The organism is Methylophilus rhizosphaerae, assembly GCF_900100975.1.
Taxonomy (GTDB): domain Bacteria; phylum Pseudomonadota; class Gammaproteobacteria; order Burkholderiales; family Methylophilaceae; genus Methylophilus; species Methylophilus rhizosphaerae.
Genome location: NZ_FNFX01000004.1, coordinates 431,740 through 454,593, shown reverse-complemented (window position 1 = coordinate 454,593; position 22,854 = coordinate 431,740). Strand labels below are relative to the sequence as shown.

At 53.2% G+C, this 22,854-nt stretch carries 17 protein-coding genes; 10 read left to right on the top strand and 7 right to left on the bottom strand.

What is annotated here, in order from left to right; translation table 11 throughout:
- The first annotated feature begins 5 nt into the window (after positions 1-5).
- From accC to BLP53_RS11570, 3 genes are read left to right on the top strand one after another with little or no spacing between them, the layout of a single operon-like run.
- Positions 6-1,355 (top strand): acetyl-CoA carboxylase biotin carboxylase subunit, encoded by a 1,350-nt coding sequence (gene accC / locus BLP53_RS11580; RefSeq protein WP_091472316.1) that lies wholly within the window; start codon positions 6-8, stop codon positions 1,353-1,355.
- A 2-nt stretch (positions 1,356-1,357) separates the two neighbouring features.
- Positions 1,358-2,260 (top strand): 50S ribosomal protein L11 methyltransferase, encoded by a 903-nt coding sequence (gene prmA / locus BLP53_RS11575; protein ID WP_176755282.1) that lies wholly within the window; start codon positions 1,358-1,360, stop codon positions 2,258-2,260.
- The gene (locus BLP53_RS11570; RefSeq protein ID WP_091472314.1) at positions 2,251-3,153 is read left to right on the top strand and encodes a DUF3426 domain-containing protein; all 903 of its coding nucleotides are present in this window, start codon (positions 2,251-2,253) and stop codon (positions 3,151-3,153) included. Before prmA ends, BLP53_RS11570 begins: the two co-directional genes overlap by 10 nt.
- A 16-nt stretch (positions 3,154-3,169) precedes the next feature.
- On the opposite strand, the gene BLP53_RS11565 is transcribed toward BLP53_RS11570, so the two are convergent.
- Positions 3,170-4,075 (bottom strand): hydrogen peroxide-inducible genes activator, encoded by a 906-nt coding sequence (locus BLP53_RS11565; RefSeq protein ID WP_091472313.1) that lies wholly within the window; start codon positions 4,073-4,075, stop codon positions 3,170-3,172.
- A gap of 333 nt (positions 4,076-4,408) precedes the next feature.
- On the opposite strand from BLP53_RS11565, the gene katG reads away from it, so the two are divergent.
- From katG to mutY, 4 genes are all read left to right on the top strand, one after another.
- On the top strand, positions 4,409-6,598 hold the full coding sequence (katG, locus tag BLP53_RS11560; protein ID WP_091472312.1) for a catalase/peroxidase HPI: 2,190 nt from the start codon (positions 4,409-4,411) through the stop codon (positions 6,596-6,598).
- 259 nt (positions 6,599-6,857) lie between these two features.
- Positions 6,858-7,661: an undecaprenyl-diphosphate phosphatase gene (locus BLP53_RS11555; RefSeq protein WP_091472311.1), complete on the top strand. Its 804-nt coding sequence runs from the start codon at positions 6,858-6,860 to the stop codon at positions 7,659-7,661.
- Positions 7,662-7,680: 19 nt separating this feature from the next.
- Entirely contained in the window at positions 7,681-10,407 is a 2,727-nt protein-coding gene (locus tag BLP53_RS11550) for an AsmA family protein (protein WP_091472310.1), read from the top strand.
- A gap of 43 nt (positions 10,408-10,450) precedes the next feature.
- Positions 10,451-11,494: an A/G-specific adenine glycosylase gene (gene mutY, locus BLP53_RS11545; RefSeq protein WP_091472309.1), complete on the top strand. Its 1,044-nt coding sequence runs from the start codon at positions 10,451-10,453 to the stop codon at positions 11,492-11,494.
- A gap of 11 nt (positions 11,495-11,505) precedes the next feature.
- Here the strand turns inward: mutY and BLP53_RS11540 are convergent, their stop codons facing one another.
- Positions 11,506-11,988 carry a hypothetical protein gene (locus BLP53_RS11540; protein ID WP_091472308.1) on the bottom strand — a complete coding sequence of 161 codons (483 nt, stop codon included), beginning with the start codon at positions 11,986-11,988 and terminating at the stop codon, positions 11,506-11,508.
- Positions 11,989-12,359: 371 nt separating this feature from the next.
- Between BLP53_RS11540 and BLP53_RS11535 the strand changes: the two genes are divergently transcribed.
- On the top strand, positions 12,360-13,625 hold the full coding sequence (locus tag BLP53_RS11535) for a porin (protein WP_091472307.1): 1,266 nt from the start codon (positions 12,360-12,362) through the stop codon (positions 13,623-13,625).
- Between the two features lie 181 nt (positions 13,626-13,806).
- Positions 13,807-15,039, top strand: a complete 1,233-nt coding sequence (locus BLP53_RS11530; RefSeq protein ID WP_091472306.1) for a phage integrase SAM-like domain-containing protein — start codon at positions 13,807-13,809, stop codon at positions 15,037-15,039.
- Positions 15,040-15,244: 205 nt separating this feature from the next.
- On the opposite strand, the gene BLP53_RS11525 is transcribed toward BLP53_RS11530, so the two are convergent.
- The 4 genes from BLP53_RS11525 to BLP53_RS11510 are packed head-to-tail and all read right to left on the bottom strand — an operon-like array spanning position 15,245 to position 21,582.
- The gene (locus BLP53_RS11525; protein ID WP_091472305.1) at positions 15,245-18,316 is read right to left on the bottom strand and encodes an efflux RND transporter permease subunit; all 3,072 of its coding nucleotides are present in this window, start codon (positions 18,314-18,316) and stop codon (positions 15,245-15,247) included.
- A gap of 2 nt (positions 18,317-18,318) precedes the next feature.
- The gene (locus tag BLP53_RS11520) at positions 18,319-19,479 is read right to left on the bottom strand and encodes an efflux RND transporter periplasmic adaptor subunit (RefSeq protein WP_091472304.1); all 1,161 of its coding nucleotides are present in this window, start codon (positions 19,477-19,479) and stop codon (positions 18,319-18,321) included.
- A gap of 2 nt (positions 19,480-19,481) precedes the next feature.
- Entirely contained in the window at positions 19,482-20,909 is a 1,428-nt protein-coding gene (locus tag BLP53_RS11515) for an efflux transporter outer membrane subunit (RefSeq protein ID WP_091472303.1), read from the bottom strand.
- Complete coding sequence (locus BLP53_RS11510) at positions 20,899-21,582, bottom strand: TetR/AcrR family transcriptional regulator (RefSeq protein WP_091472302.1); 684 nt, start codon at positions 21,580-21,582, stop codon at positions 20,899-20,901. The genes BLP53_RS11515 and BLP53_RS11510 overlap by 11 nt, the downstream gene beginning before the upstream one ends.
- Before the next feature lie 149 nt (positions 21,583-21,731).
- On the opposite strand from BLP53_RS11510, the gene BLP53_RS11505 reads away from it, so the two are divergent.
- Positions 21,732-22,271, top strand: coding sequence for a YaeQ family protein (locus BLP53_RS11505; RefSeq protein ID WP_091472301.1), 540 nt, complete (start codon positions 21,732-21,734; stop codon positions 22,269-22,271).
- Between the two features lie 41 nt (positions 22,272-22,312).
- Here BLP53_RS11505 and BLP53_RS11500 read toward each other — a convergent pair whose 3' ends face one another.
- On the bottom strand, positions 22,313-22,828 hold the full coding sequence (locus BLP53_RS11500) for a hypothetical protein (protein ID WP_091472379.1): 516 nt from the start codon (positions 22,826-22,828) through the stop codon (positions 22,313-22,315).
- Between the last annotated feature and the right edge of the window lie 26 nt (positions 22,829-22,854).

The window sequence follows — 22,854 nt, the reverse complement described above, 5'->3', positions numbered from 1 at the left end:
TTTCTATGTTTGAGAAAATCCTGATTGCCAACCGCGGCGAAATAGCCTTGCGTGTACAGCGGGCCTGTCGTGAACTGGGGATTAAAACCGTTGCCGTGCACTCCGAAGCGGACCGTGATGCCAAATATGTGAAACTGGCGGATGAATCGGTCTGTATCGGCCCGGCGCTTTCTACTAAAAGTTACCTGAATATTCCGGCAATTATCAGCGCCGCGGAAGTGACAGATGCGCAGGCGATTCATCCCGGTTACGGTTTTTTGTCTGAAAATGCCGACTTTGCCGAACGCGTCGAGCAAAGCGGTTTTGTATTTATTGGCCCGCGCGCTGAAACCATCCGCCTGATGGGTGATAAAGTTTCTGCCAAGGATGCCATGAAAAAAGCGGGCGTGCCTTGTGTGCCAGGTTCCGATGGTGCCTTGCCGGATGACCCGGCGGAAATCATCAAAACTGCCAAACGTGTTGGTTATCCGGTGATTATCAAGGCCGCTGGTGGCGGTGGCGGTCGCGGCATGCGTGTGGTACATACCGAGGCGGCATTGCTGAATGCGGTCAATATGACCAGGGCCGAAGCACAAAGTGCGTTTGGCAACCCCATGGTTTACATGGAAAAATTCCTGGAAAACCCGCGCCACATTGAAATCCAGGTGCTGGCAGACGAACACGGCAATGCGGTTTTCCTCGGTGACCGTGACTGTTCCATGCAGCGCCGCCACCAGAAAATCATTGAAGAAGCACCTTCGCCATTGTTGCCGGAGAGACTACGTGACAAGATCGGTGAGCGTTGTGCCGAAGCCTGTCGCAAAATTAAATACCGGGGTGCAGGTACTTTCGAATTCCTGTACGAAAACGGCGAGTTCTACTTCATTGAAATGAACACCCGCTTACAGGTGGAACATACCGTGACTGAAATGATCACGGGCCTGGACCTGGTCCAACAGCAGATTTTCATTGCTGCGGGCGAGAAATTGCCGTTCCGCCAGCGCGACATTGTGTTGACGGGGCATGCCATTGAATGCCGTATCAATGCGGAAGATCCATATACTTTCGTGCCTTCGCCCGGATTTATCAATCGCTTCCATCTGCCAGGCGGCCCAGGCGTGCGCGTGGATACGCATGTGTATGGCGGTTATACCGTGCCGCCGCATTACGATTCCATGATCGGCAAGCTGATTACACATGGTGCAACGCGCGAACAAGCGATTGCCAGGATGCGTGTAGCCTTGTCTGAAATGAATGTGGAAGGCATTAAGACCAATACTGCCTTGCACGCTGACCTGATGGCTGACCTGGCCTTCCAGCAAGGCGGCACTAGCATTCACTACCTGGAGCAGAAGCTGGGTATCAGCTCAAAGTAATCTTGCATTGGCTGTTACTTAAAATTCAATCGACCGAGCCACAGGCCGAGCCGCTCAGCGAGGTGCTGATGGAACACGGTGCGTTATCCGTCAGTATTGAAGATGCGCATGCGGACACCCTGGCGGAACAGGCCATTTTCGGTGAGCCTGGTGATCCGCCGCCTGGCATCTGGCAGCAGAATATCGTCACCGCCATGCTGGATGCCGAGGCTGATGTGCAGGCGTTGCTGGCTACCGTGCAATCAGAGTTGCAACTGGATGGGTTGAAATATCAGCTGGAGCAGATTGAGGAGCAGGACTGGGTACGTGCCACCCAGGCCCAGTTTGATCCTATCCGCGTCACTGACAATTTATGGATAGTCCCATCCTGGCATCAGGCCCCGAATGCCGAAGCGCTTAATATCGTGCTTGACCCAGGCCTGGCGTTTGGTACTGGCAGCCATCCGACCACGCATTTGTGCCTGAGCTGGCTGGCGCAGTTGCCCAAAGCTGAACTGGCACAAGCCAATGTGCTGGACTATGGCTGTGGTTCCGGTATTCTGGCGATTGCTGCCAAAAAGCTGGGTGCAGGTCAGGTCATAGGCGTGGATATTGATTCGCAGGCCGTGATTGCCAGCCGCGACAATGCCACCAACAACCAGGTCGAGGCTGTCTTCTATGATTCGGCAGATTACCTGCACGAGCCGTTTGACATCATCGTTGCCAATATCCTTTCCAGTGCCCTGATGGTGCTGGCTCCCGTGATTGCCAAATCTTGCAAAAACGGTGGCAAAGTTGCATTATCCGGCATACTGGAAAGCCAGCAGGAGATGTTGCTGGCCCGCTATTCAGAATGGTTTGAAATGGATGTCCCCATCCAGCAAGATGGATGGGTCTTGCTGACGGGAACCAGAAAATGTCCTTAATCACGGCATGCCCTGCCTGCCACACCCAGTTTGAAGTTGATGATGCGCAATTGCTGGCCTATGCTGGCAAAGTGCGTTGTGGTGAATGCAGCCATGTGTTTGATGCGCGTGCTTCCATCGTCCAGGCGGAAGAAGGGCTTCAGGCAGAAATGTTACGGGCAGAGGAGCCTGAGCAACCAGCCATCACCGAAAACGATGCACAAGCATTCTCTGTCGTTACTGAGCTACCTGTTGCCCCAATCGACCCGCTGGAACCTGACTTCCGCATTGCGGACGCTATTCCCGACATCAGGCCAGATGCACCTGTGCCCGCAATCTCCTGGAACCTGCCGGCCGAAGAAGGGCCTGAAGTCACCATTCCGGATTTCCTGCGCAATGTATCGGTGACCGATGACCGGCCATCACTGCCTGAAAAAACCGCCAGACCCTGGCTATTTTCTGCATTATCCGTAGTACTGTTGCTGACGTTGTTGTTCCAATACCTGTATTTCATGCGCGTCAACCTGGCGGCCAATTATCCTGCTACCAAACCCCTGTTGCAAAGCCTGTGCAAACTGGCGCATTGCGAGGTGGCATTGCCGCACGACATCGCACAGCTCACCATTGATGACGCCGATATCCAGGAGCATAGGGAACGCGAGAATGTGCTGGTGTTTTCCAGTGTCCTGATCAACCATGGCGATGTGCCGCAGGCGTATCCTGACATAGAGCTGACGCTGACCAATATGGCTGACGAACCTGTCCTGCGCAAAATCCTCAAACCGACGGAGTATTTGACGGCAGCTGTGAGTGTTGACCAGGGGTTGGCCGCGCAGCAGGAGCAGCCTGTCAAAGCCACGCTGGGCGTGGAAGATAAAGCGGTGACCGGCTTTCGCGTCGCGATTGCCTATTAACCACAAGGCTGGCCGACTAGCCGATGGTCAGTGTTGTCTGCTGCTTACCAATATCCGACATCACTTTTTCCAGTACCTCAATTGCCGCCGTGCGCACAAAACTCTTGCGCCAGGCCAGGGCAATGCGCCTGCTGGGTGCCGGTTTGGTGAAAGGAATCACCTGCAGTAACGGATTCTGGTAGCGCGCAGCGGTGGCCATGGCCGGCAACACCGTGATCCCCAAATTGGATGCGACCATATTACGGATGGTTTCCAGCGAGTTGCCTTGCAGCACTTCACCTTTTCGATTCAGTTCCGGACAGGCCTGGGTCACCTGGTTACTGAAGCAGTGGCCAGTATTCAGCAATAACACTTTCTCGTTGCTTAATTCATCCGGGCTAACCGTTTTACGGTGGGCCCAGGGATGGTTAACCGGCACCACCACGTTAAAGTCTTCATCATAGAGCGGGATGGTTTCCACGCCTGGTACATCAAACGGCAGCGCTACCACGGCCGCATCGATCACGCCATTTCTCAATTGCTGTTCCAGCGTTGCGGTAATGTTTTCCTCGACTTCCAGTGGCATATGGGGTGCCATTTTCACCAGCGGCGGAATCATTTCCGGTAACAGGTAAGGGCCCACGGAATGAATGATACCCAGTTTGAAGGTGCCATTGAGCGGGTCATTGCCCTGCTTGGCCATTTCCTTAATCTTGCCTGCCTGTTCCAGCACGATATTGGCTTGCGCAATAATCTGCTCGCCAATGGTCGTTGGCGTCACTTCATTGCGGTTGCGCTCAAATAATGACACACCTAATTCCTCTTCCAGCTTTTTAATGCCCAGGCTCAGGGCGGGCTGCGTCACAAAGCATTTTTCCGCCGCACGGCGGAAATTACGCTCCTGCGCCACCGCCAGCACGAATTTGAGTTCGATCAAGGTCATGGGTTTCCCCTATGGGTAGAATGAATAGATTGATTGTATATCTATTAATTTAACTTATCAATTGAATAAAAACACACAATTATACAAATTGAAAATACCTGCCTAGAATGCCTTCCATACCGATACTCAAGAAAGGAGGCAACATGACAACATGGATGCAACAGTGGCAACAAGCCTGTGAAGGCATACTCGCTGCTTATGCAGCCAGCCACTAGGCAGGGCACGACATCACGCTGACATCATGAATTTTAACAAAGCTATATTTCAGGAATGGGCCGCAGGCAACGCATCGTGCCCATTCTTCAACGATTAAAAAATAAGGAACGATTGAAGATGGAAAATACAAACAATCCCTCTGTGGGGAAATGCCCGTTTCATCACGGCGCCAATACTGCGGCCAGCACTTCCAATACTGACTGGTGGCCAAATGCCCTGAACCTGGACATCCTGCACCAGCACGACAGCAAAACCAATCCGCTGGGCGACACATTTAACTACGCCGAAGAATTCAAAAAGCTGGACCTGGAAGCGGTGAAAAAGGATTTACATACGTTCATGACCGCCAGCCAGCCATGGTGGCCTGCTGACTGGGGGCATTACGGCGGCTTGATGATTCGCATGGCCTGGCATGCTGCGGGGACTTACCGTATCGCGGATGGTCGTGGCGGTGCCGGCACGGGCAGCCAGCGCTTTGCGCCGCTGAACAGCTGGCCGGATAACGGCAACCTGGACAAGGCGCGCCGCCTGCTGTGGCCGATCAAGAAAAAATACGGCAACAAGCTCTCCTGGGCGGATTTGATCGTATTGGCCGGCACCATCGCCTATGAATCCATGGGCCTGAAAACTTATGGCTTTGCCGGTGGCCGTGCCGATATCTGGCACCCGGAAAAAGATATTTACTGGGGCAATGAAAAAGAATGGCTGGCAAAAACCGGCGCCCAGGGCAGCCGCTATTCCGGCGAACGTGACCTGGAAAATCCGCTGGCCGCCGTGATGATGGGCCTAATCTATGTCAACCCGGAAGGGGTGGATGGTAATCCTGACCCATTGAAAACGGCCAGGGATATCCGTGAAACCTTTGCCCGCATGGCCATGAACGACGAAGAAACTGTGGCCCTGACGGCAGGCGGCCATACCGTCGGTAAAGCGCACGGCAATGGTAATGCGGCCAATTTAGGGCCAAGCCCGGAAGCCGGCGGCATAGAGGAGCAAGGCCTGGGCTGGAACAACCACACCGGTCGTGGTATCGGGCGTGACAGCGTCACCAGCGGTATTGAAGGTGCATGGACCACGCATCCTACACGCTGGGACAATGGCTATTTCAAAATGCTGTTTGAACACGAATGGGCGCTCACCAAGAGTCCGGCAGGCGCCTGGCAATGGGAGCCGGTCAGCATCAGGGAGGAAGACAAGCCAGCAGATGTGGAAGACCCGTCCATCCGCTGTAACCCTATCATGACCGATGCCGATATGGCGATGATCAAGGACCCGGTTTACCGCGAGATTTCCGAGCGCTTCCATAAAGACCAGGCCTATTTCTCTGAGGTATTTGCGCGTGCCTGGTTCAAACTGACTCATCGCGACCTGGGGCCGAAAGCACGCTACCTCGGCCCGGATGTGCCGCAGGAAGACCTGGTCTGGCAAGACCCGGTACCGGCAGGTAACAGCAGTTTGAGTGCGGCAGACATTGCCACACTCAAAGTGCAGATCCTGGCCAGCGGCCTGACCACGGCAGAACTGGTTGCCACCGCCTGGGATAGCGCCCGTACCTTCCGCGCTTCGGATTATCGCGGCGGTGCCAATGGGGCACGTATCCGCCTGGCCCCACAGAAAGACTGGCCAGGCAACGAACCCGCCAGGCTACAGAAAGTGCTGGCCGCGCTGGAAAATATCCGGTCTGCATTTGATAAACCGGTCAGTATGGCGGATTTGATTGTGCTCGGTGGTTCGGCCGCGGTGGAGCAAGCAGCCCAAGCGGCAGGCGTCACGGTAGATGTCCCGTTCGTGCCTGGCCGCGGCGATGCCACGGAAGCCATGACTGATGCCGACTCATTTGCGGTACTGGAACCCCTGCATGACGGCTTCCGTAACTGGCAGCAGGCCGACTATGTGCCTACACCGGAAGAACTGTTACTGGATCGCACCCAACTGATGGGGCTGACAGCACCGGAAATGACAGTACTGATCGGCGGTATGCGTGTGCTGGATACCAACCATGGTGGCAGCAAGCACGGCGTATTCACCGATAAGCCCGGCGTGCTCAGTAATGACTTCTTCGTCAACCTGACGGATATGCGTTATACATGGCAACCGGTAGGCAGTAATCTGTACGAAGTGCGTGAACGCAGTACTGGTGCGGCGAAATGGACTGCTACTCGTGTGGACTTGGTGTTTGGTTCCAACTCTATCCTGCGGTCGTATGCAGAACTGTACGCGCAGGATGATGCCAGAGAGAAGTTTGTACAGGATTTCGTCAGGGCATGGACCAAAGTCATGAATGCGGATAGGTTTGACCTGAAGTAATTTGGTTGTTAGTTTAAAAAGCGCCTTGAGTGATCAAGGCGCTTTTTTATTAGCGTAACGATCTGGCAACTTCAACCCGACAATGAGCGCCAGCATTGTTGGGTCGAAGTAGCACTGCTTGAAGTTGCCAAATTTAAATCAGCGGGTAAAAGCGTCTCTGCTTCCTGCCACAAAAAATTCATCCCTTCTCCCCGATTTCTTTCCTGCTAATTTCCCCCATCACGGCCTCTAAGCTGCACTGTCTGCTAGAATACAGTCCATGGATATTGTATTAATGCTGAAGGCCGTTGTGATGGGCCTGGTCGAAGGCGCGACCGAATTTATACCCGTAAGCAGTACCGGACATTTGATTATTGCAGGTGAATGGCTGAGTTTCCTGGACAAAGAAAAGCGTGACGTATTTGAAATCATGATACAACTGGGCGCAATTCTGGCCGTGTGTGTTGAATACCGGCACCGCTTGTTGCAGACCGTGCAGCGCATCCAGACTGATGCCAATGCGCAGCACCTGGTGCGCAACCTGTTCATCGCTTTCCTGCCTGCCGCCTTGTTGGGACTGACCTTCCATCGCGAAATCAAGGATTACCTGTTTTCTTCCTACACCGTCGGTATTGCCCTGATTGTGGGCGGGGTGCTGATCCTGCTGATCGAAAGGTTCGCTCCGGCTGGCAAGGTGCAGAACATAGACCACATCAGTGCAAAACAGGCCTTGCAGATTGGATGTGCCCAGGCGCTGGCGCTGATTCCTGGTGTCTCGCGTTCCGGCGCCACCATCCTCGGTGGCATGTGCTTTGGCCTCAACCGGCAAACGGCCACCGAGTTTTCCTTCTTCCTGGCGCTGCCCATCATGTTTGCCGCCACCGGCTATGACCTGCTCAAGGCGCGTGACCTGCTGTCATTGCATGACGCGTTTATTTTCCTGGTGGGGTTCGTTACCGCGTTTTTCTCTGCGCTGGTGGTGATCCGTGCCCTGATCCGTTTTGTAGCCAAGCATTCCTTTGCTGCATTTGCCTGGTATCGTATTGTGGTAGGTATTCTGGTGTTGCTGTTCTTTACGCATTAACTCGTTAAAGGTGACATAAATGAACAATACATTGAAAAAAATCCTTTACATCGTCGGTGCCATTATTGGCGTCTTGCTATTGCTGGTAATTTACCTGGCGGCGACATTTAACCCCAATGATTACAAATCCACTGTCATCCAGTTAGTCAAAGACAAAAAACAGCGCACGCTGGATATCAAGGGTGATATCAAACTCAGTTTCTGGCCCAAAATCGGCGCCGACCTGGGTGAAATCAGCTTGTCCGAACATCAGTCGGACAAACAGTTTGCCGCGATTAAAAGCGCCAAAGTGGCGCTCGCCGTGCTGCCTTTGCTGAAAAAGGAAATCGTGGTCGATACTGTCTACCTGGATGGCGCGCAGGTCAACGTCATCCAGCATGCTGATGGCAGTTTCAACTTTGATGATCTGATGAGCAAGGAAGACGATTCCGAATCGCAGCAGATTAATTTTGATGTGCAGGGCATCAAAATCACCAATACCCAGGCTGGCTTCCTCAATGAAGCCAGTGGCGCCAAATACAGCGTGGACCAGCTGAACCTGACCACAGGCCAGGTGGCACTGAAACAACCGTTTGATGTGGCAACCGACTTTCATGTCGCAGCTAACCAGCCGGCGATGGATGCCAACGCTTCCATCAAGGCCAATGTCATGGCCGATCCGGAAGGCAAGCATTTTGTGGTCAAGGACCTGGATGCACAATTAAAAGGCGCATTGCTGGATGGCAAAGACGTGACACTGAGTGCACAAGGCTCCGTGGATGTAGATGCTGCCAAAACTGCCCTCAACCTGGCGGGCCTGAAAGTCGCCATGCAAGGCAATTTTGCCGGCACTGACCGCAACGTGACGCTGGAGGCGCCGGCGCTGGCAGTGAATCCTGAGCAGATATCCAGCGACAAAGTGCTGCTCGCCCTCAAGCAGAAGGCCGCCAACGGCGATGATGTCACCGTGGAAGTCGCGCTGGCAGAAATCAAGGGCAACCAGCAGGCGGTGGAAAGCAAAGGTATCACTGCCGATGTACAGCTGAACGCCGGTGCGCGCAAGGTGGAAGGGCATTTTGCCTCACCCGTGAAAGCCAATCTTGCCGATATGATATTTGATGTGCCAGGGCTGGCCGGCAAGTTTGATATCAAGGATCCGGCATTGCCAAATGGCGCTATGCAGGGCCAATTCAAATTGTCAGCCAATGCCAATGTCAAACAGGAGCAGGCAAAATCCACCTTTGATTTAACCTTGGCAGAAACCCGCTTGAATGGTGATGTCAGCGTGGCCGGTTTTAAAACCCCGCATATCGGGTTCAAAGTGCATGCGGATACCCTGAATCTGAACGCTTTGCTGGGTAATAGCAAACAGAAAGCGCCCGCGACCAGCACCGCCAAGGCAGACACCAAACCCGATAAACCGGCGGAGCTGAGCGCCTTGAAAACATTATTCCTTGATGGCAGCATCAATATCGGCAAGATTCTGTATAGCCCTTATACGCTGACCGGCCTGAATGTCGCTATCAAGGCCGATGGCCAGAAACTGGCGTTGCAGGGCCTGGATGTCAAACTGGACGACACCCGTATCCAGGGCAATGTCGGCATCAGCCAATTCAGCAAACCGTTGTACACGTTTGACCTCAATATCGACAAATTGGATTTGAACCGTTACCTGCCGCAGCAAACGGCCGCGGCTGAAAGTAAACCGGCTGGTAATGCACCAGATAGTCATTCAGAGGAACAACCGCTGGATCTATCACCGCTGAAAGCACTTAACGCCCAGGGTAATATCCGCGTAGGCTGGCTGAAATATGGCAAAACCGAGGCGAAAAACCTGAATATCGGCCTGAAGTCACAGGATGGCCTGGCCAGCCTGGATCCGCTAAACGTGGATGTTTATCAGGGCACTGTGCGCGGTGCAGTGAAAGTGGATGCACGTGCAACCCCCTCCATCGCCATTAACCAGAACCTGCAAAACATCGCCGTTGGCCCTTTGCTGATGGATACCATTAATAACGATATGTTGTCCGGTAATGGCAACCTGAAACTGGATGTCACTGCACAGGGCAATACGGTGACGGCTTTAAAAAAGTCACTGGGCGGTTTGGTTGATTTGCGGATGGCGGATGGCGCTGTCAAAGGGATTGATATTGCGGGCACCATCCGTGATGCCAAAAGCAAACTCAATGTGCTGAAAGGACAATCCGACACTGCCGCCGACCAAAGCAAGAAAACAGACTTCAGTGAGTTGACCGCCAGTTTCAATATTAAAAACGGTGTGGCCCACAATGAAGACCTGGCCATGAAAGCGCCGGTTTTTCGCCTGACCAAAGGCGAGAGCAAAGGCGATATTGATATCGGCAAAGAACAGATCAATTATGTCGCCAAGCCGACGCTGGTCAATTCGCTGAAAGGCCAGGGCGGTAAAGAATCAGATGAACTGTCCGGCATTGGGATCCCGATTAAAATTACCGGCACCTTTGCGGCGCCAAAATTTGGCATTGATATGGCTGCGCTGGGGCAGGCGCTGGCTAAATCCGCCGCACTGGATGCGCTGACGGATAAAATAGGTGGTGACAAAGCCGGTGCGGTGAAATCGCTGATCGGTGGCGATAATAAAGCAGATGCCCTGAAAGGTCTGCTGAATGGCAAATCTTCCGGCAGCAGTACTGATGATACCAAGAGTGATGCGGCCAAGCAGGAGAGTGGCAGCAATACCGAAACCAAACCTGCGCAAAAAGCGTTGAAAAAACTGCTGAAATTCTAAGTGCCGCTGGGTAATAGAGCTGAGTAATAGATAAGTCTTGCTTGTGAGTGCGTTTGCTGAAAAATTGATTGCCTGGCAACAGGCGCACGGGCGGCACGATTTGCCCTGGCAGCAGACCCGCGACCCCTATGCCATCTGGGTGTCGGAAATCATGCTGCAGCAAACGCAGGTCAGCGCGGTCATTGGCTATTATGGCCGTTTTATGGTGCGCTTTCCCACCATTGCCAGCCTGGCAACTGCTTCACAGGATGAGGTCATGCAGCATTGGAGTGGTCTCGGCTATTACTCGCGTGCACGCAACCTGCATCACGCCGCGCAAACGATTATGCGCGAGCACAACGGCGAGTTCCCGCAGGACTTCTCCCACATCCAGACCCTGAAAGGCATAGGCCGCTCCACTGCCGCCGCCATTTCGGTATTTGCCTTCCAGCAGCAACAGACCATTCTCGATGGCAATGTAAAGCGTGTGCTGGCCCGCCTGCATGCTGTGGAAGGCTGGCCGGGTTTGCCTGCGATAGAAAAACAATTGTGGACATTGGCCGAAAGCCTGCTGCCGCAACAGAATCTGCCAGCTTATATTCAGGGCCTGATGGATTTTGGTGCCACGCTCTGCACCCGCAGCAAACCGCGTTGCAGTGAGTGCCCCATGCAAACGCAATGCCTGGCTTTCCAGCAGCAGCGCGTTGCCCAACTGCCATTCTCCAAGCCACGTAAAGCCCTGCCGGAAAAGCAGACCACCATGCTGATGATTATGGATGCAGGTGAGATCCTGCTGGAGAAGCGCCCCAATCAGGGTATCTGGGGCGGTTTGTGGAGTTTGCCGGAGGTGGCAGCTACGCAGCTTCCTGTGCAGCAAGTGCAAGAGAAATATGGCATGCAGACCGAATCCCTCGAAGTCATGCCCGTGTTATGGCATACCTTCACCCACTTCAAACTGGAAATCACGCCGCAACCGTTGCAACTGGTAGGTCGGCGTGCAGAAACGTCACCAGACAGGCAATGGCTGCCGTTCGCCGATGCGATTGGAGCAGCCTTGCCTACGCCGGTGCGTACCCTGCTTAAAACGCTCAGGCAAAGCCGCTATTGAATCTAAACAGGTTAAGTATTGGTCAGCCGGAAGATATGGCTGGCTAACTCAGGCTGGCTGGTTTTCAGGTATTGCAGTAACGCCAACCCGTGGTCGGGCTTCACAATGGCTTTCTGGTAAATCAGCGGCAATTCGAAAATGGCGATTTCTCGCTCCACAATATTCAGGTTGCTATGCGCTGACCCATGTAACACATCCATCAATTTGTCATAGATATTGTCGGTCACGCGTGTGTAGGGAAACAGGATCCAGAAATCCGTGCCCTCCCGGCCCACCAGGTCAGACCTTCTGAACGCACCTTGCAGGTCATGCGTCAGAGACGAAAGCTGACGTAATGCTTCCGGCGCACCATAAGCCTCGCCCAAACTGTTATCTTCACCATAGGCAATGCGTACCAGCGCGACATGGAAATCATCGGCATGTCTGATCAGTACCTGGCAAATCCAGTCCAATGTATCTATAAAGCGACTACATAACTGAATATCGGAAATCATGGGGGAGCCTCTTTTTAATGAATGTTTAGGTCGTGCCAGCTTGGATAACGTATAAAAACCATTCGCTATGCTAGCAGAAACTGGCCGTGAAAGGCAGCAGGGAACAAAGCACCAAAATACGTGCTGTTTCGCTGTTTCCATTAAAATACGCATCCAGACTGTTGCAAATCTACAACAATTCAAACTTGGCCTAAGCAATTTGACGTATTCGCTTGCGCCATCCGCCTGCATTTTGCAAAAATTGTACTGACCTTCTTGGAAATGCCAGGGGTGATTCCGAGGGAGTTCTGAAAGTTAGGGTGTTTTAAAAACATCCGGCTCAAAGCAATATCCTTACACAAGTTGTGAAAACAACATTTTTGGAGATTCGTATGAACATGAAATTAAACGTTGCAGTTGCAGCAGCTCTGGTTGCTGCCGCTTCAAGCGCACAAGCTGGTATCACAATCCCAGCTGGTGACTGGACTTTGGACATCGGTGGCGTTGTTAACGCTTACTACACACAAACTACTTACAGCGGCGACAACTCTGGCGCAGCTCCACTGGGTTTGGGCAATGGTAAAGGTGATAGCACCTCCAACATCACTACCGGTTTGTTGCCAAACTACCTGAGCGTTTCCGGTAAAACACGTCAGAACGACCTGGATGTTGGTTTCACAATCAGCATTAACCCAGGTGCTTCTACAAATCGCGCACTGTTCCAAAGCAGCCAGCAAGAAAACCGTCAAGCATTCCTGACATTCGGTGATGCTTCCTGGGGTTCTATCAAACTGGGTAAAGATCTGGGCATCTTCGCTTCAGACGCTATCTTGAACGACATGACATTGCTGGGCGTTGGCGGCGGTGCTGGTAACTTGGCTGGCAACACAACTACTCTGGGTCGTATCGGTTCCGGTTACATCTACGCTGACTGGAAATCTCAAGTTGCTTACACATCACCAAACTGGAACGGCTTCCAATTCACAGGTGGCGTAACTCAATCTTGGGATGCACAGACTGCTGGTATTGCTGCAGTAGGTAGCGCAACAAGCACTGACCGTGGTGGTTCTCAACCAGCATTCGAAGGTAAAGCTTCTTACGAGTGGACCGGCGACGTAGCAGGTAAAGTTTGGGTATCTGCTATCAGCCAAAAAGTTAAAGGTTTGACTAACGCTACTGCTGATGCGATTGTTGGTGGTGTGATTGTTCCAGGTACAGCAAACACGATCACTAGTTCTAGCGACCGTGCAACTGCATGGGATATCGGTACAACTGTTAACTTGGCTGGCTTCGGCTTGACTGGTTACTACTACGATGGCAAAGGTATCGGCCAAACAGGTCAACTGTGGGATGGTTTCGATGCTGCTGGTAAGCGTCGTGATTCCAAAGGTGGTTATGTACAAGGTACATACACAGTCCCAGAAGTTGGTACAAAATTGGGTCTGAGCTGGGGTCAATCCAAGCTGGAAGGCAACAGTGTTGATGCCTTTGACAACCTGAAAAATGAAATGTGGACAGTTGGTGCTTACCACCCTCTGACCAAGCACCTGAACTTGGTGGCTGAGTACTCTCAAACTAAACAGAAACTGGAGCAAACCGGCGGTGATTTGGACGCTAAAGCAAAAACAGTTTCTCTGGGTGCTATCCTGTTCTTCTAATTTAATTGCAGGCTTACCTGCTTAAATTAAAAGTCAGATAAAACGGCAACTTCGGTTGCCGTTTTTTATTGCCTGTGAAGTATGCATGTCTTTAAATCAGGGCGCGCGCTCAAGAGATTATTTTCATGGTGGTGCCATTGGCTGGCATATTCTCGTTTCCTCTATTAAATAAGGTGACCAGATGCTGCCTGATGCAAAAATTTACCAGCTTTCCGAATTGCTAGAAAACCCCGACCAGGTTGCAGAACATGCATTAAACCACCCGGTCGCGCTGGTAGTGGACCATCAGGTGAAACTATGGCTGATTTCCGGCGATGCGTTAGCGAATATGACAGCAGCAACTTCACTCTATGCTAAGCAAGCAGATGCCCACCCCATTGAGAAAGCTATTTCTCACCCTGTTACGCCACCCCTTTATTTAACAGAATTCCTGGCGATTGCACGCAAAAAATGGCTGCATAAGTTCAATACCCAACAAATGAGTGCCAAGTGTTATGAGATTTACCAGTACCGTGCTGACAAACACGTGGCACCATTTTTCTCCGGCATTGAATTGGCGCAGATTTCATACACGACGCTGTCACAATTTCTGGATTATCTGGCATCGCACAATATTGGCATCTCGTCTGCCAGCCAATACCTGCTCATTGTCAAACAGTCACTAAACGAAGCCATGCATGCCGGGAAACTGGATCGCATGCCGGAATTCCCCAAGTTGAAGCCGGTGTCAAACTCACGCGGGGCCTTCACCTTGCAGGAATACCTGGCACTGCTACGCACTGGCTGGCGCTTGCGTAACCGTGCGTTTTATTTTGAAAAAGAACAGTTTTTAAACGCCACCGGCTTGGATCAACGCCTGCTGGTCATGCGCGAAGAGATGTATAGACTGATCGGCTTTATGGTCAACAGTTTTGTACGGCCCAGCGATATTAAGGTTATGAAACATAGCCATGTGCATATCGTTGAAAACACGCACTCCTATTTACGCCTGACCCTGCCGGAAACCAAGCGTCATAATATGCCTATCGTCACCTTGATGAAGGCAGTGGTTATTTACAGAAAACTGCAACAAAAAGCGCTATCGCAAGGCTTCGGTCAATCTGACGACTATGTATTTTTCCCGGATATTGCCAATCGCGATTATGCCATGCGCATGATGGGTTTCCTGTTCAACTGGCTGCTGCATGAAACCGGCCTCAAAACCGGGCCACATGGCATCGGGCGCACCATGTACAGCTTGCGCCACACCGCAATTACCTTCAGGCTGCTATATGGCGAAGGTATTGATATGCTGACCCTGGCGCGTAATGCCAGAACCTCGGTGGCCATGATAGAAAAACATTACGCCTCGACATTAAATGGGGAAATGAATATTGGTATTTTGCAAAGCAAGCGGCAACATCGGAATCAATAGAGAATTTATTAGTGATATTGCTATGATTGTCTGCTGATGCCTTCTTTGAAATTTTCACTGGCATCTAACCTGGTAAATGTTTGTTTCGCCGTCAGGCGAAATAAATCGCTACATAAAACCGCAAGGATCACCTTCCTAACCCACCAAACAAAAAGGCGCACTTCTCAGCGCGCCTTCAAAAAACTAATTGATGAGCTAAGAAAAACTATACATGCTTCCTGGCCAGTCTCCCCAAACTGCGTAATTTACCCAGCAAATCATCCACATAGGTATACAACACCGGAATCACCACCAGGCTCAGCACCGTAGAGGTCACCAACCCGCCAATCACCGTAATCGCCATCGGTGATCTGAAACTGGGATCGGCACTCCAGCCCAGTGCAATGGGCAGCATACCTGCCGCCATCGCGATGGTGGTCATAATAATGGGACGTGCCCGTTTGTGGCAGCCATCAATAATGGCGTCAAACCGGTTCAGCTTGTGCTCTTTTCTTGCCATGATGGTGTATTCCACCAGCAGGATAGAGTTTTTGGTAACTACGCCCATCAGCATCAGCAGGCCAATCACGCTGGGCATGGAGAAGCTGTTATGCGTCACCAGCAAGGCAAAGAATGCACCACCTAACGACAATGGCAGCGCACCCAAGATGGTCACTGGCTGCAAAAAGTCGCCGAACAATAACACCAGCACCACATAGATGCACATAATGCCGATAATCATGGCGCCGCCAAAACTGCTGAATAGCTCGTTCATGCGTTTTGCGTCGCCGGCTTCCAGTTGTTTCACACTGGGCGGCAGATTTTGTATCGCGGGCAGTTGCTGCACTTCATGCATGACTTCGCCAATTTGGCGCTTGTTCAGTTCAATATCAAACGTGACATTGCGCATGCGGTCCATGCGGTCAATCTGCTGCGGACCACTGCCCATGCGCACGGTTGCCACGGTTTCCAGGCTGACACTGCCATTGCGCGCCGGGACACGCAACTGCGCAATTTCCTGCAGGCTGGTGCGCACACTGGGCCCCAGTCGCACGCGGATGGGCACCTGGCGTTGTGGCAGGTTGAGTTTGGGCATGCTGTTGGAAAAATCGCCGGAGGTTGCCACACGAATGACTTGTGCAATAGCTTCCACCGTCACGCCCAACTCAGCGGCCTTATCCACATCCGGGATAATCTGCACTTCGGGGCGCTGCAAGCTGGCACTGGAGGTGATATTGCCCAGGCCAGAGATACTCCTTAATTGCAGGCCGACTTGCTGGCTGGCCGTTTGCAGGGCCACAGGATCGTCGCTGGCCAGCGTGACCTGCAAGCGTTCACCGGTTTCGCCGGAACCCACCGAAATGCGCGCACCGGGCAGGGTTTTCAGTTGCTCGCGCAAATCAGCCTCAATCTCCGCCTGTTTTTGTTTGCGTTCGCTACGGTCGGTCAGCGTAATGACCAGGCTACCCTTGCGTACATCCGTGGTACTCTCGGCCGCATGCGGACCACCACCGCCGGTACTGGCCGCACCCGCTGCGCTGAATACCGCTTTCACCTGCGGATGCTGTTTTACAATGCGCTCAGCCTCATCGACCACACGACGTGTTTGCGCCAGCGGGGTACCCGGCTGTAACTCGATATTGATTTTGGTCTGGCTACTGTCAGAAGGCGGCACAAAGCCTTTAGGCAACAAAGGCATCAGCATCAGTGAACCAACGATAAACAGGATAAACCCGGCCACCACAGTTTTGCGGTGCCCCAGGCACCAGGCCACCCAGCGCAGGTAGGTATGCATGGTGGCAGACGTCTGTTCTTCCTTGGCCGGATGCGGTTTGAGCAAATAGGCCGACATCATGGGCGTCAGCAAACGCGCCACCACCAGGGAGCCCATGATGGCAATGGCGGCAGTGATGCCGAACTGCTTGAAGAACTTGCCGGGAATGCCACCCATGAATCCTGTCGGGAGAAAAATAGCCACCAGCGTAAAAGTGGTGGCTATCACGGCAAAGCCGATTTCGTCGGCGGCTTCCATCGCCGCCTGGTACGGCGTTTTACCCATGCGCAGATGACGCACGATATTCTCGATTTCCACGATCGCGTCATCCACCAGGATGCCAACCACCAGTGCCAGTGCCAGTAAGGTCAGCAGGTTCAGCGAAAAGCCGAAATATTGCATCACCGCAAAGGTGGGAATCATGGAAAGCGGCAACGCCACCGTGGCAATAATGGTCGCGCGCCAGTCACGCAGGAACCACCACACTACCAGCACCGCCAGTAAGGCGCCTTCATACAACAGCTGCATGGAGCCGTGATAATTGTCTTCTACCGGCTTGACCATATTGTAGGCTTCGGCAATCTTGACCTGTGGATGCTGCCGGCTGAATTTTTCCAGCGCGGCGCGCACATCTTTGGCAACGGTCACCTCGCTGGTGCCTTTGCTGCGCGTAATTTCAAAACGGACCACTTCCTTGCCATCATAGCTGGCATAGGTACTGCGCTCGGCATAGGTATCCAGCACTTCCGCCACCTGTGACAGTTTGATATGGCGGCCATCACTGATGGGGATATCGAGGTTGCGTACTTCGTCAGCACTGTGTAGCGCACCCAGTGTACGCACCGACTGGACATTGTCGCCAATATCACCACGCCCGCCGGAGGCATCCTGCTGCACGCGCTTGAGCTGGGCCGACACATCACTGACATTGACGCCCAAGCCGGACATCAGGGTCGGGTTCAGGTTGACCTGGATTTCGCGGTCCACGCCGCCGGTACGGGTGATTTTGCCCACGCCCACCACGGACAACATGGCCTTGCTGATTTCATTATCGACAAACCAGGACAACTCACCTTCATCCATATTGTCCGCAGAGACAACAAAGGTCAGGATCGCGCTGCCTGTAGTGGTCAGTTTGGAAACAGTAGGTGTCGTCACCGATGTCGGCAGTTCGGAGCGTGCACTGTCAACCGCATTGCGTACCAGGTTCAGCGCTTCTTCACTATTGGTATCAATCGTAAACTGCACACTGATGGCGACACCACCGTCGGTGATAACAGTGGACATATGTTCTATGCCGCCTATGGTGGCAATCTTGTCCTCAATTTTGCGCGCCACCTCGGTTTCCAGTTGCGGCGGTGCCGCCCCTTCCAGCGTCGCGCTGACCGTAATCACCGGCAGCTCGATATCAGGGAAGTTCTGCTTGCCCAGCTGGCTCAGCGATCTGAGCCCCAGGAAAGTCAACACAACAAACAGCAGGATTGCCGGAACCGGATTACGGATGGACCAGGCCGAAAAATTCATGCTCAGGCTCCGGCTTTGCGCGTGACAATTTTCACGGTATCGCCATCATTGAGGAAAGCGCCCCCGCTGAGCACCAGGCTGGATTCAGCGTCTATGCCATTCAGTATTTCGATCTGCTCACCATGCGTACGCCCGGTTTGCACCTTGCGCTGGGTGATTTTGCTCATACCTTGCGCGTCACTCGCACTCACCGCAAACACATAGGCAAAACCGTCCCGGTAAGTCACCGCACTCAAAGGCACGGCCAGGCCGCGCTGCTGGCCGATATCCACTGTGCCCTGCACATACATGCCAGGCTTGGCGCTGTTCTTGGGAATATCCGCATACACCAGTGCATTGCGGGTATTGTTATCCACAGTCGGTGAAATCAGGCGCACTTTACCGGCCACCACTTTACCACCCGGCAGATTGAGGTTGACCGTTTGCCCGGCATGCAAAGCCGCCTGCTGGTCGGCATTTACTTCGCCACGCCATTCTATGCGCCCCTGGCGAATCAGCTTGAACAGCTCAGTACCTGCAGACACTACATTACCCAGGTTGGCAGAGCGTGAAGACACCACGCCATCATCCGGCGCCACTACCTGGGTCTGGCGTATACGGATTTTCTGGTTTTCCAGTTCGGCTTCCGACAAGGCAAGATTGGCTTTCGCAGTTTGCAGCGCAATCATGTATTCATTGATTTTCTGCGCGGAGAGCGCCCCGCTGTCCCTGATTTCCTGCGCACGGTCGGCATTGCTCCTGGCTTCCGCTAGCGCAGCCTTGTCTTTTTCCACGGTTGCCAGCTGTTTCTGCAAATCAGCTTTCACCGTTTCATCAGCCAGCAGCACCAATGGCTGGCCCTTGCTGACCTGCGCACCGACATCCACCAGCACCTGCCGGATACGCAAATCGGAAATTTCGGCACTGACCAGTGCTTCCTGCCAGGGGTAAATGCTGCCGTTCAGCACCAGCGTCATCGGCCATTGCACTGCCTGTGGCCGCGTGACTTCCACACTCAGCATGGCTTTGGCAGGCTCGCCGGCTGGACTGGCTGCCTGGCGGTTACCGCGCTTCTCCGCCAACTCGGCCTGATGGATGGGATGCAGGGTAAACCAGACACTGACCGCTATCAGCAATGCTGCAATCACCAGAAACTTGCCTTTTTTTGTGAGTCCTCTCGCCATGTTTATTTACCTTTTTCTGTTGTTTGTTTTGTTGCCTGCTGCCACTCGTACCAGTCACCGCCAAATGCTTTATACAGGGCGATCCACTGTAGAACGCGATTTTTCTGCTGGGTGACCACATTTAATTCTGCATTGATTTTCTGGCGGCGCGCATCTTCCAGTGACAGCAAATCCAGTCCGCCGGATTTCCAGTTCAGTTCAGCCGCCTGGAAATACCGGGCATACTGCTGCGCGCTGGCTTCCTCGGATTTTGAGCGTCGCGTGGCGCTATCCAGATTGACCAGCGCCTGTTCCACCTCTTTAAGCGCCTTGCGTACATCCTGTTTATAGGTCGCCATTAAACTGTCGAAATTTGCACGGGCTTCAGCCAGGTCGGCACGTAGCGTCCCACCGTCAAAAATCGGTAACTTCAGTGAAGGGCCATACGACCAGGAGTCAGTACGCGTCACCATGCCGCCAAAATTGGTACGCCGGTAACCGATGGAGCCTGACAGGGTCAGGCTGGGATATAGCTGCGCCTTGGCCACTCCGATATTGGCACTGGCTTCTGCTAGGTTGCGCTCATCAATTGCCAGGTCTGGCCTGCGGGTGAGCAGGCTCGCAGGCAAAGCGTTCACCTCAAACATGGCAGGTTGCGGTAAGCCCCTGCGTTGCGCCAGTAAACTGCGCAATTCCGCCTCAGGGAAATTGGTCAGCTCCACCAGCGCCTTGACCAGGCCATCACACTCGGCCTGCTGGCCATCCAGCGTAGATTCACTGGCGCGGGTCGCCGCCTCTGCCAACGCCAGGTCAGCCGGGGCAGAGAAGCCCGCTTTGGCAGAAATGCCTGTCAACCGTGCGGTCTCCGCGCGTGAATCAAACGCCTGCTGCAACGCACTCACCGATGCCTGGCAGGCACGGTAATTGACATAGTTATTGGCGACTTCCGCTGCCAGGCTCAGGCGCGCATCATGCCAGGCGATTTTTTTCGCATCCAACTGTGCTTTTGCTGCCTGCTTGGCGGCCTTGATTTTGCCGAACAAATCAACTTCCCAGCTGGCATCCAGCGAGACCGATTCAATATCCAGCGTACTGGCAGGGAATGCGCCACCGCCACCACCCTTGCTCTGCGTCATGCTGCCGGAACCGGTTAAATCGGGAATGCCCTGTGCGCGAGCTGACAGCACATTGGCGCGCGCAGTACGGATATTGGCCAAGGCGATTTCGAGGGAAGGGCTTTCTTTTTGTGCCTGCGCCAGTAACTGGTCCAGCACCGGATCCTTGAACTGCGCCCACCACCCCTTGAGTGAGGCAAGGTTGCCGTCATGTGGCAGAGGCGTCTGCCACTGTTCCACCGTGACCGGTTTGGGACGGATATACTCATCGATTACCGAGCAACTGGCTAATGGCACGCATAACAGCAGCCAGACACAATATTGATTAAGCCGCATCGGCCGACTCCATTCCCTGCATGCCATGTAAAAACAAATTCACCACAAATGCCAGATGGGCTTCTGCATCCCAATCCTTGTCCAGCACACCGAATAGCGCTTTGGTGCGCGGCGCGGCAATCAGCAACTCGCAAAAAGACTCTGCGGCCCGCTTGAAATCCTGCGAGGGCAACTGGTTTCTTGCCGCATAAAAACGGAAAATATCCGCCAGCATCTGGTGGATGCGTTCCGGCCCCACTGCTTTCATGGCACGCGACAGCTCCGGCACATGGGCAGCTTCCGCCACCCCGATACGGAAGAACGACAGCATGCGCGGCTCAAGCACCCGATTCAGCATAAAGCGCCCTACCTGTGTCAGCACCTGCTGCAATGACTGGCTGGCTAAATTATCCACCTGCACCATGGCTGAAACATCCTGTTCCACCCTGTGTTTGATCGCCGCAATCAGCAGGGCATGTTTATTGTCAAACCGCTCGTAAATGGTACGTGTGGAAACACCGCAAGCAGAAGCGATGCGGGCAACACTGGTCTGGGCCACCCCCTCTTCCATAAACAGGGCCAGCGCCTGTTCCAGCAATAGCGCATGCCGCTCCTGTTCGGTACCGGCTTTGGGGCGACCGACCCTCGTTTTTGCCGAGGAGGATTCTGGAATCAGGGTGGAGTTGGTGTGCATCAGAAATAAAAATGAAACGTTTTGTTTTTATTTTACGTCAGCAGCCAAAAGAAGCAAGTGCTTTATTGTATCCGGCACAATGCAAACATCTGCGACAGGTTTGCTATACTCGCAGCACGTTCACCTGGGCAATCTAAGGCAGCACACGCATGGCATTGAAATCCACCATCTATAAAATAGACCTCAATATTGCAGATATGGACAGGCATTATTACCAGCAGCACACCCTCACGCTGGCCAAACATCCTTCTGAAACGGATGAGCGCCTGATGGTGCGCCTGGTGGCGTTTGTACTGTATGCCAGTGATGCCTTATTGTTTGGCAATGGGCTAAGCGACGATGATGAGCCTGACCTGTGGCAAAAAGACCTGACCGGGGCCATCACGCGCTGGATTTGCGTCGGCCTGCCGGATGAACGCGACATTCGCAAAGCCTGTGGCAGAGCCAGCGAAGTGGTGCAGGTACTTTATGGCGGCAGAACTGCGGAGGTGTGGTGGACGCAAAACAGCAAAGCCATCCTTAAACTCAATAACGTCACCGTTCTTAATTTACCCGATACCGAACAACTGGCCGCAGTTGCCGAGCGTGGCCTATCCATTAGCTTTACGATACAGGACCAGCAAATACTGGTCAGCCATGCCGGAGGAAGTTTTGACCTGGAAGTCGTGCGTTTAAAAGAAAGTCATTGAAGATACGCATGGAAGAAGCCGGCAATTGCCGGCTTTATTATTCAGGGGAACAGGATATGTTCTGCCGGCCACACGCCGCTGTAGGTGGCTTCGGGATGGGTTTTCAACAACCGCTGGCGAACAACCTGCAACCTGCCCAAAGGCACTGACACAATCATCAGGATATTGCCGTCTTCCATTTGTTTCTTATGCAATTTGATCCGATAGCTGGGCGCGGCCGTCGCCACCGCTGCCGCCCAGGCTGCACACGCAATCGCGCCCAGTACCATGCAATACGGAATCACTGTCAATGACACTTCACCAAACCACCACGGCACCAGATAAGCCAGGATGCCACCAAACAAACCAAAGACAGCACCGAACAGGAAGCCTGCCATTGCGCTGTAAATCACATCCGATTTTTCCACGGCATTAGCTTTGGGCAAATCGCCCAGGAGCTGCTCTTTTTCTGCATGAAAGTGGATATGGCCTTCATCAATTCTATCCAGCAGCAGCTCATTCATAATGGCGTGGGCGCTTTTGATATTGGGCAAAACAAAATAGAGCCTGCGTCTCATATCGTTCTCCTTATCCATCTTACTGA

What these genes read in the sequence shown, in the direction of transcription:
- katG (WP_091472312.1), top strand. Translation starts at nt 4,409, where the DNA reads ATGGAAAATACAAACAATCCCTCTGTGGGGAAATGCCCGTTTCATCAC.
- accC (WP_091472316.1), top strand. Translation starts at nt 6, where the DNA reads ATGTTTGAGAAAATCCTGATTGCCAACCGCGGCGAAATAGCCTTGCGT.
- BLP53_RS11540 (WP_091472308.1), bottom strand. Translation starts at nt 11,988, where the DNA reads ATGATTTCCGATATTCAGTTATGTAGTCGCTTTATAGATACATTGGAC.
- BLP53_RS11500 (WP_091472379.1), bottom strand. Translation starts at nt 22,828, where the DNA reads ATGAGACGCAGGCTCTATTTTGTTTTGCCCAATATCAAAAGCGCCCAC.
- BLP53_RS11510 (WP_091472302.1), bottom strand. Translation starts at nt 21,582, where the DNA reads ATGCACACCAACTCCACCCTGATTCCAGAATCCTCCTCGGCAAAAACG.
- BLP53_RS11535 (WP_091472307.1), top strand. Translation starts at nt 12,360, where the DNA reads ATGAACATGAAATTAAACGTTGCAGTTGCAGCAGCTCTGGTTGCTGCC.
- BLP53_RS11555 (WP_091472311.1), top strand. Translation starts at nt 6,858, where the DNA reads ATGGATATTGTATTAATGCTGAAGGCCGTTGTGATGGGCCTGGTCGAA.
- BLP53_RS11565 (WP_091472313.1), bottom strand. Translation starts at nt 4,075, where the DNA reads ATGACCTTGATCGAACTCAAATTCGTGCTGGCGGTGGCGCAGGAGCGT.
- BLP53_RS11530 (WP_091472306.1), top strand. Translation starts at nt 13,807, where the DNA reads ATGCTGCCTGATGCAAAAATTTACCAGCTTTCCGAATTGCTAGAAAAC.
- BLP53_RS11505 (WP_091472301.1), top strand. Translation starts at nt 21,732, where the DNA reads ATGGCATTGAAATCCACCATCTATAAAATAGACCTCAATATTGCAGAT.
- BLP53_RS11550 (WP_091472310.1), top strand. Translation starts at nt 7,681, where the DNA reads ATGAACAATACATTGAAAAAAATCCTTTACATCGTCGGTGCCATTATT.
- BLP53_RS11520 (WP_091472304.1), bottom strand. Translation starts at nt 19,479, where the DNA reads ATGGCGAGAGGACTCACAAAAAAAGGCAAGTTTCTGGTGATTGCAGCA.
- BLP53_RS11515 (WP_091472303.1), bottom strand. Translation starts at nt 20,909, where the DNA reads ATGCGGCTTAATCAATATTGTGTCTGGCTGCTGTTATGCGTGCCATTA.
- BLP53_RS11525 (WP_091472305.1), bottom strand. Translation starts at nt 18,316, where the DNA reads ATGAATTTTTCGGCCTGGTCCATCCGTAATCCGGTTCCGGCAATCCTG.
- BLP53_RS11570 (WP_091472314.1), top strand. Translation starts at nt 2,251, where the DNA reads ATGTCCTTAATCACGGCATGCCCTGCCTGCCACACCCAGTTTGAAGTT.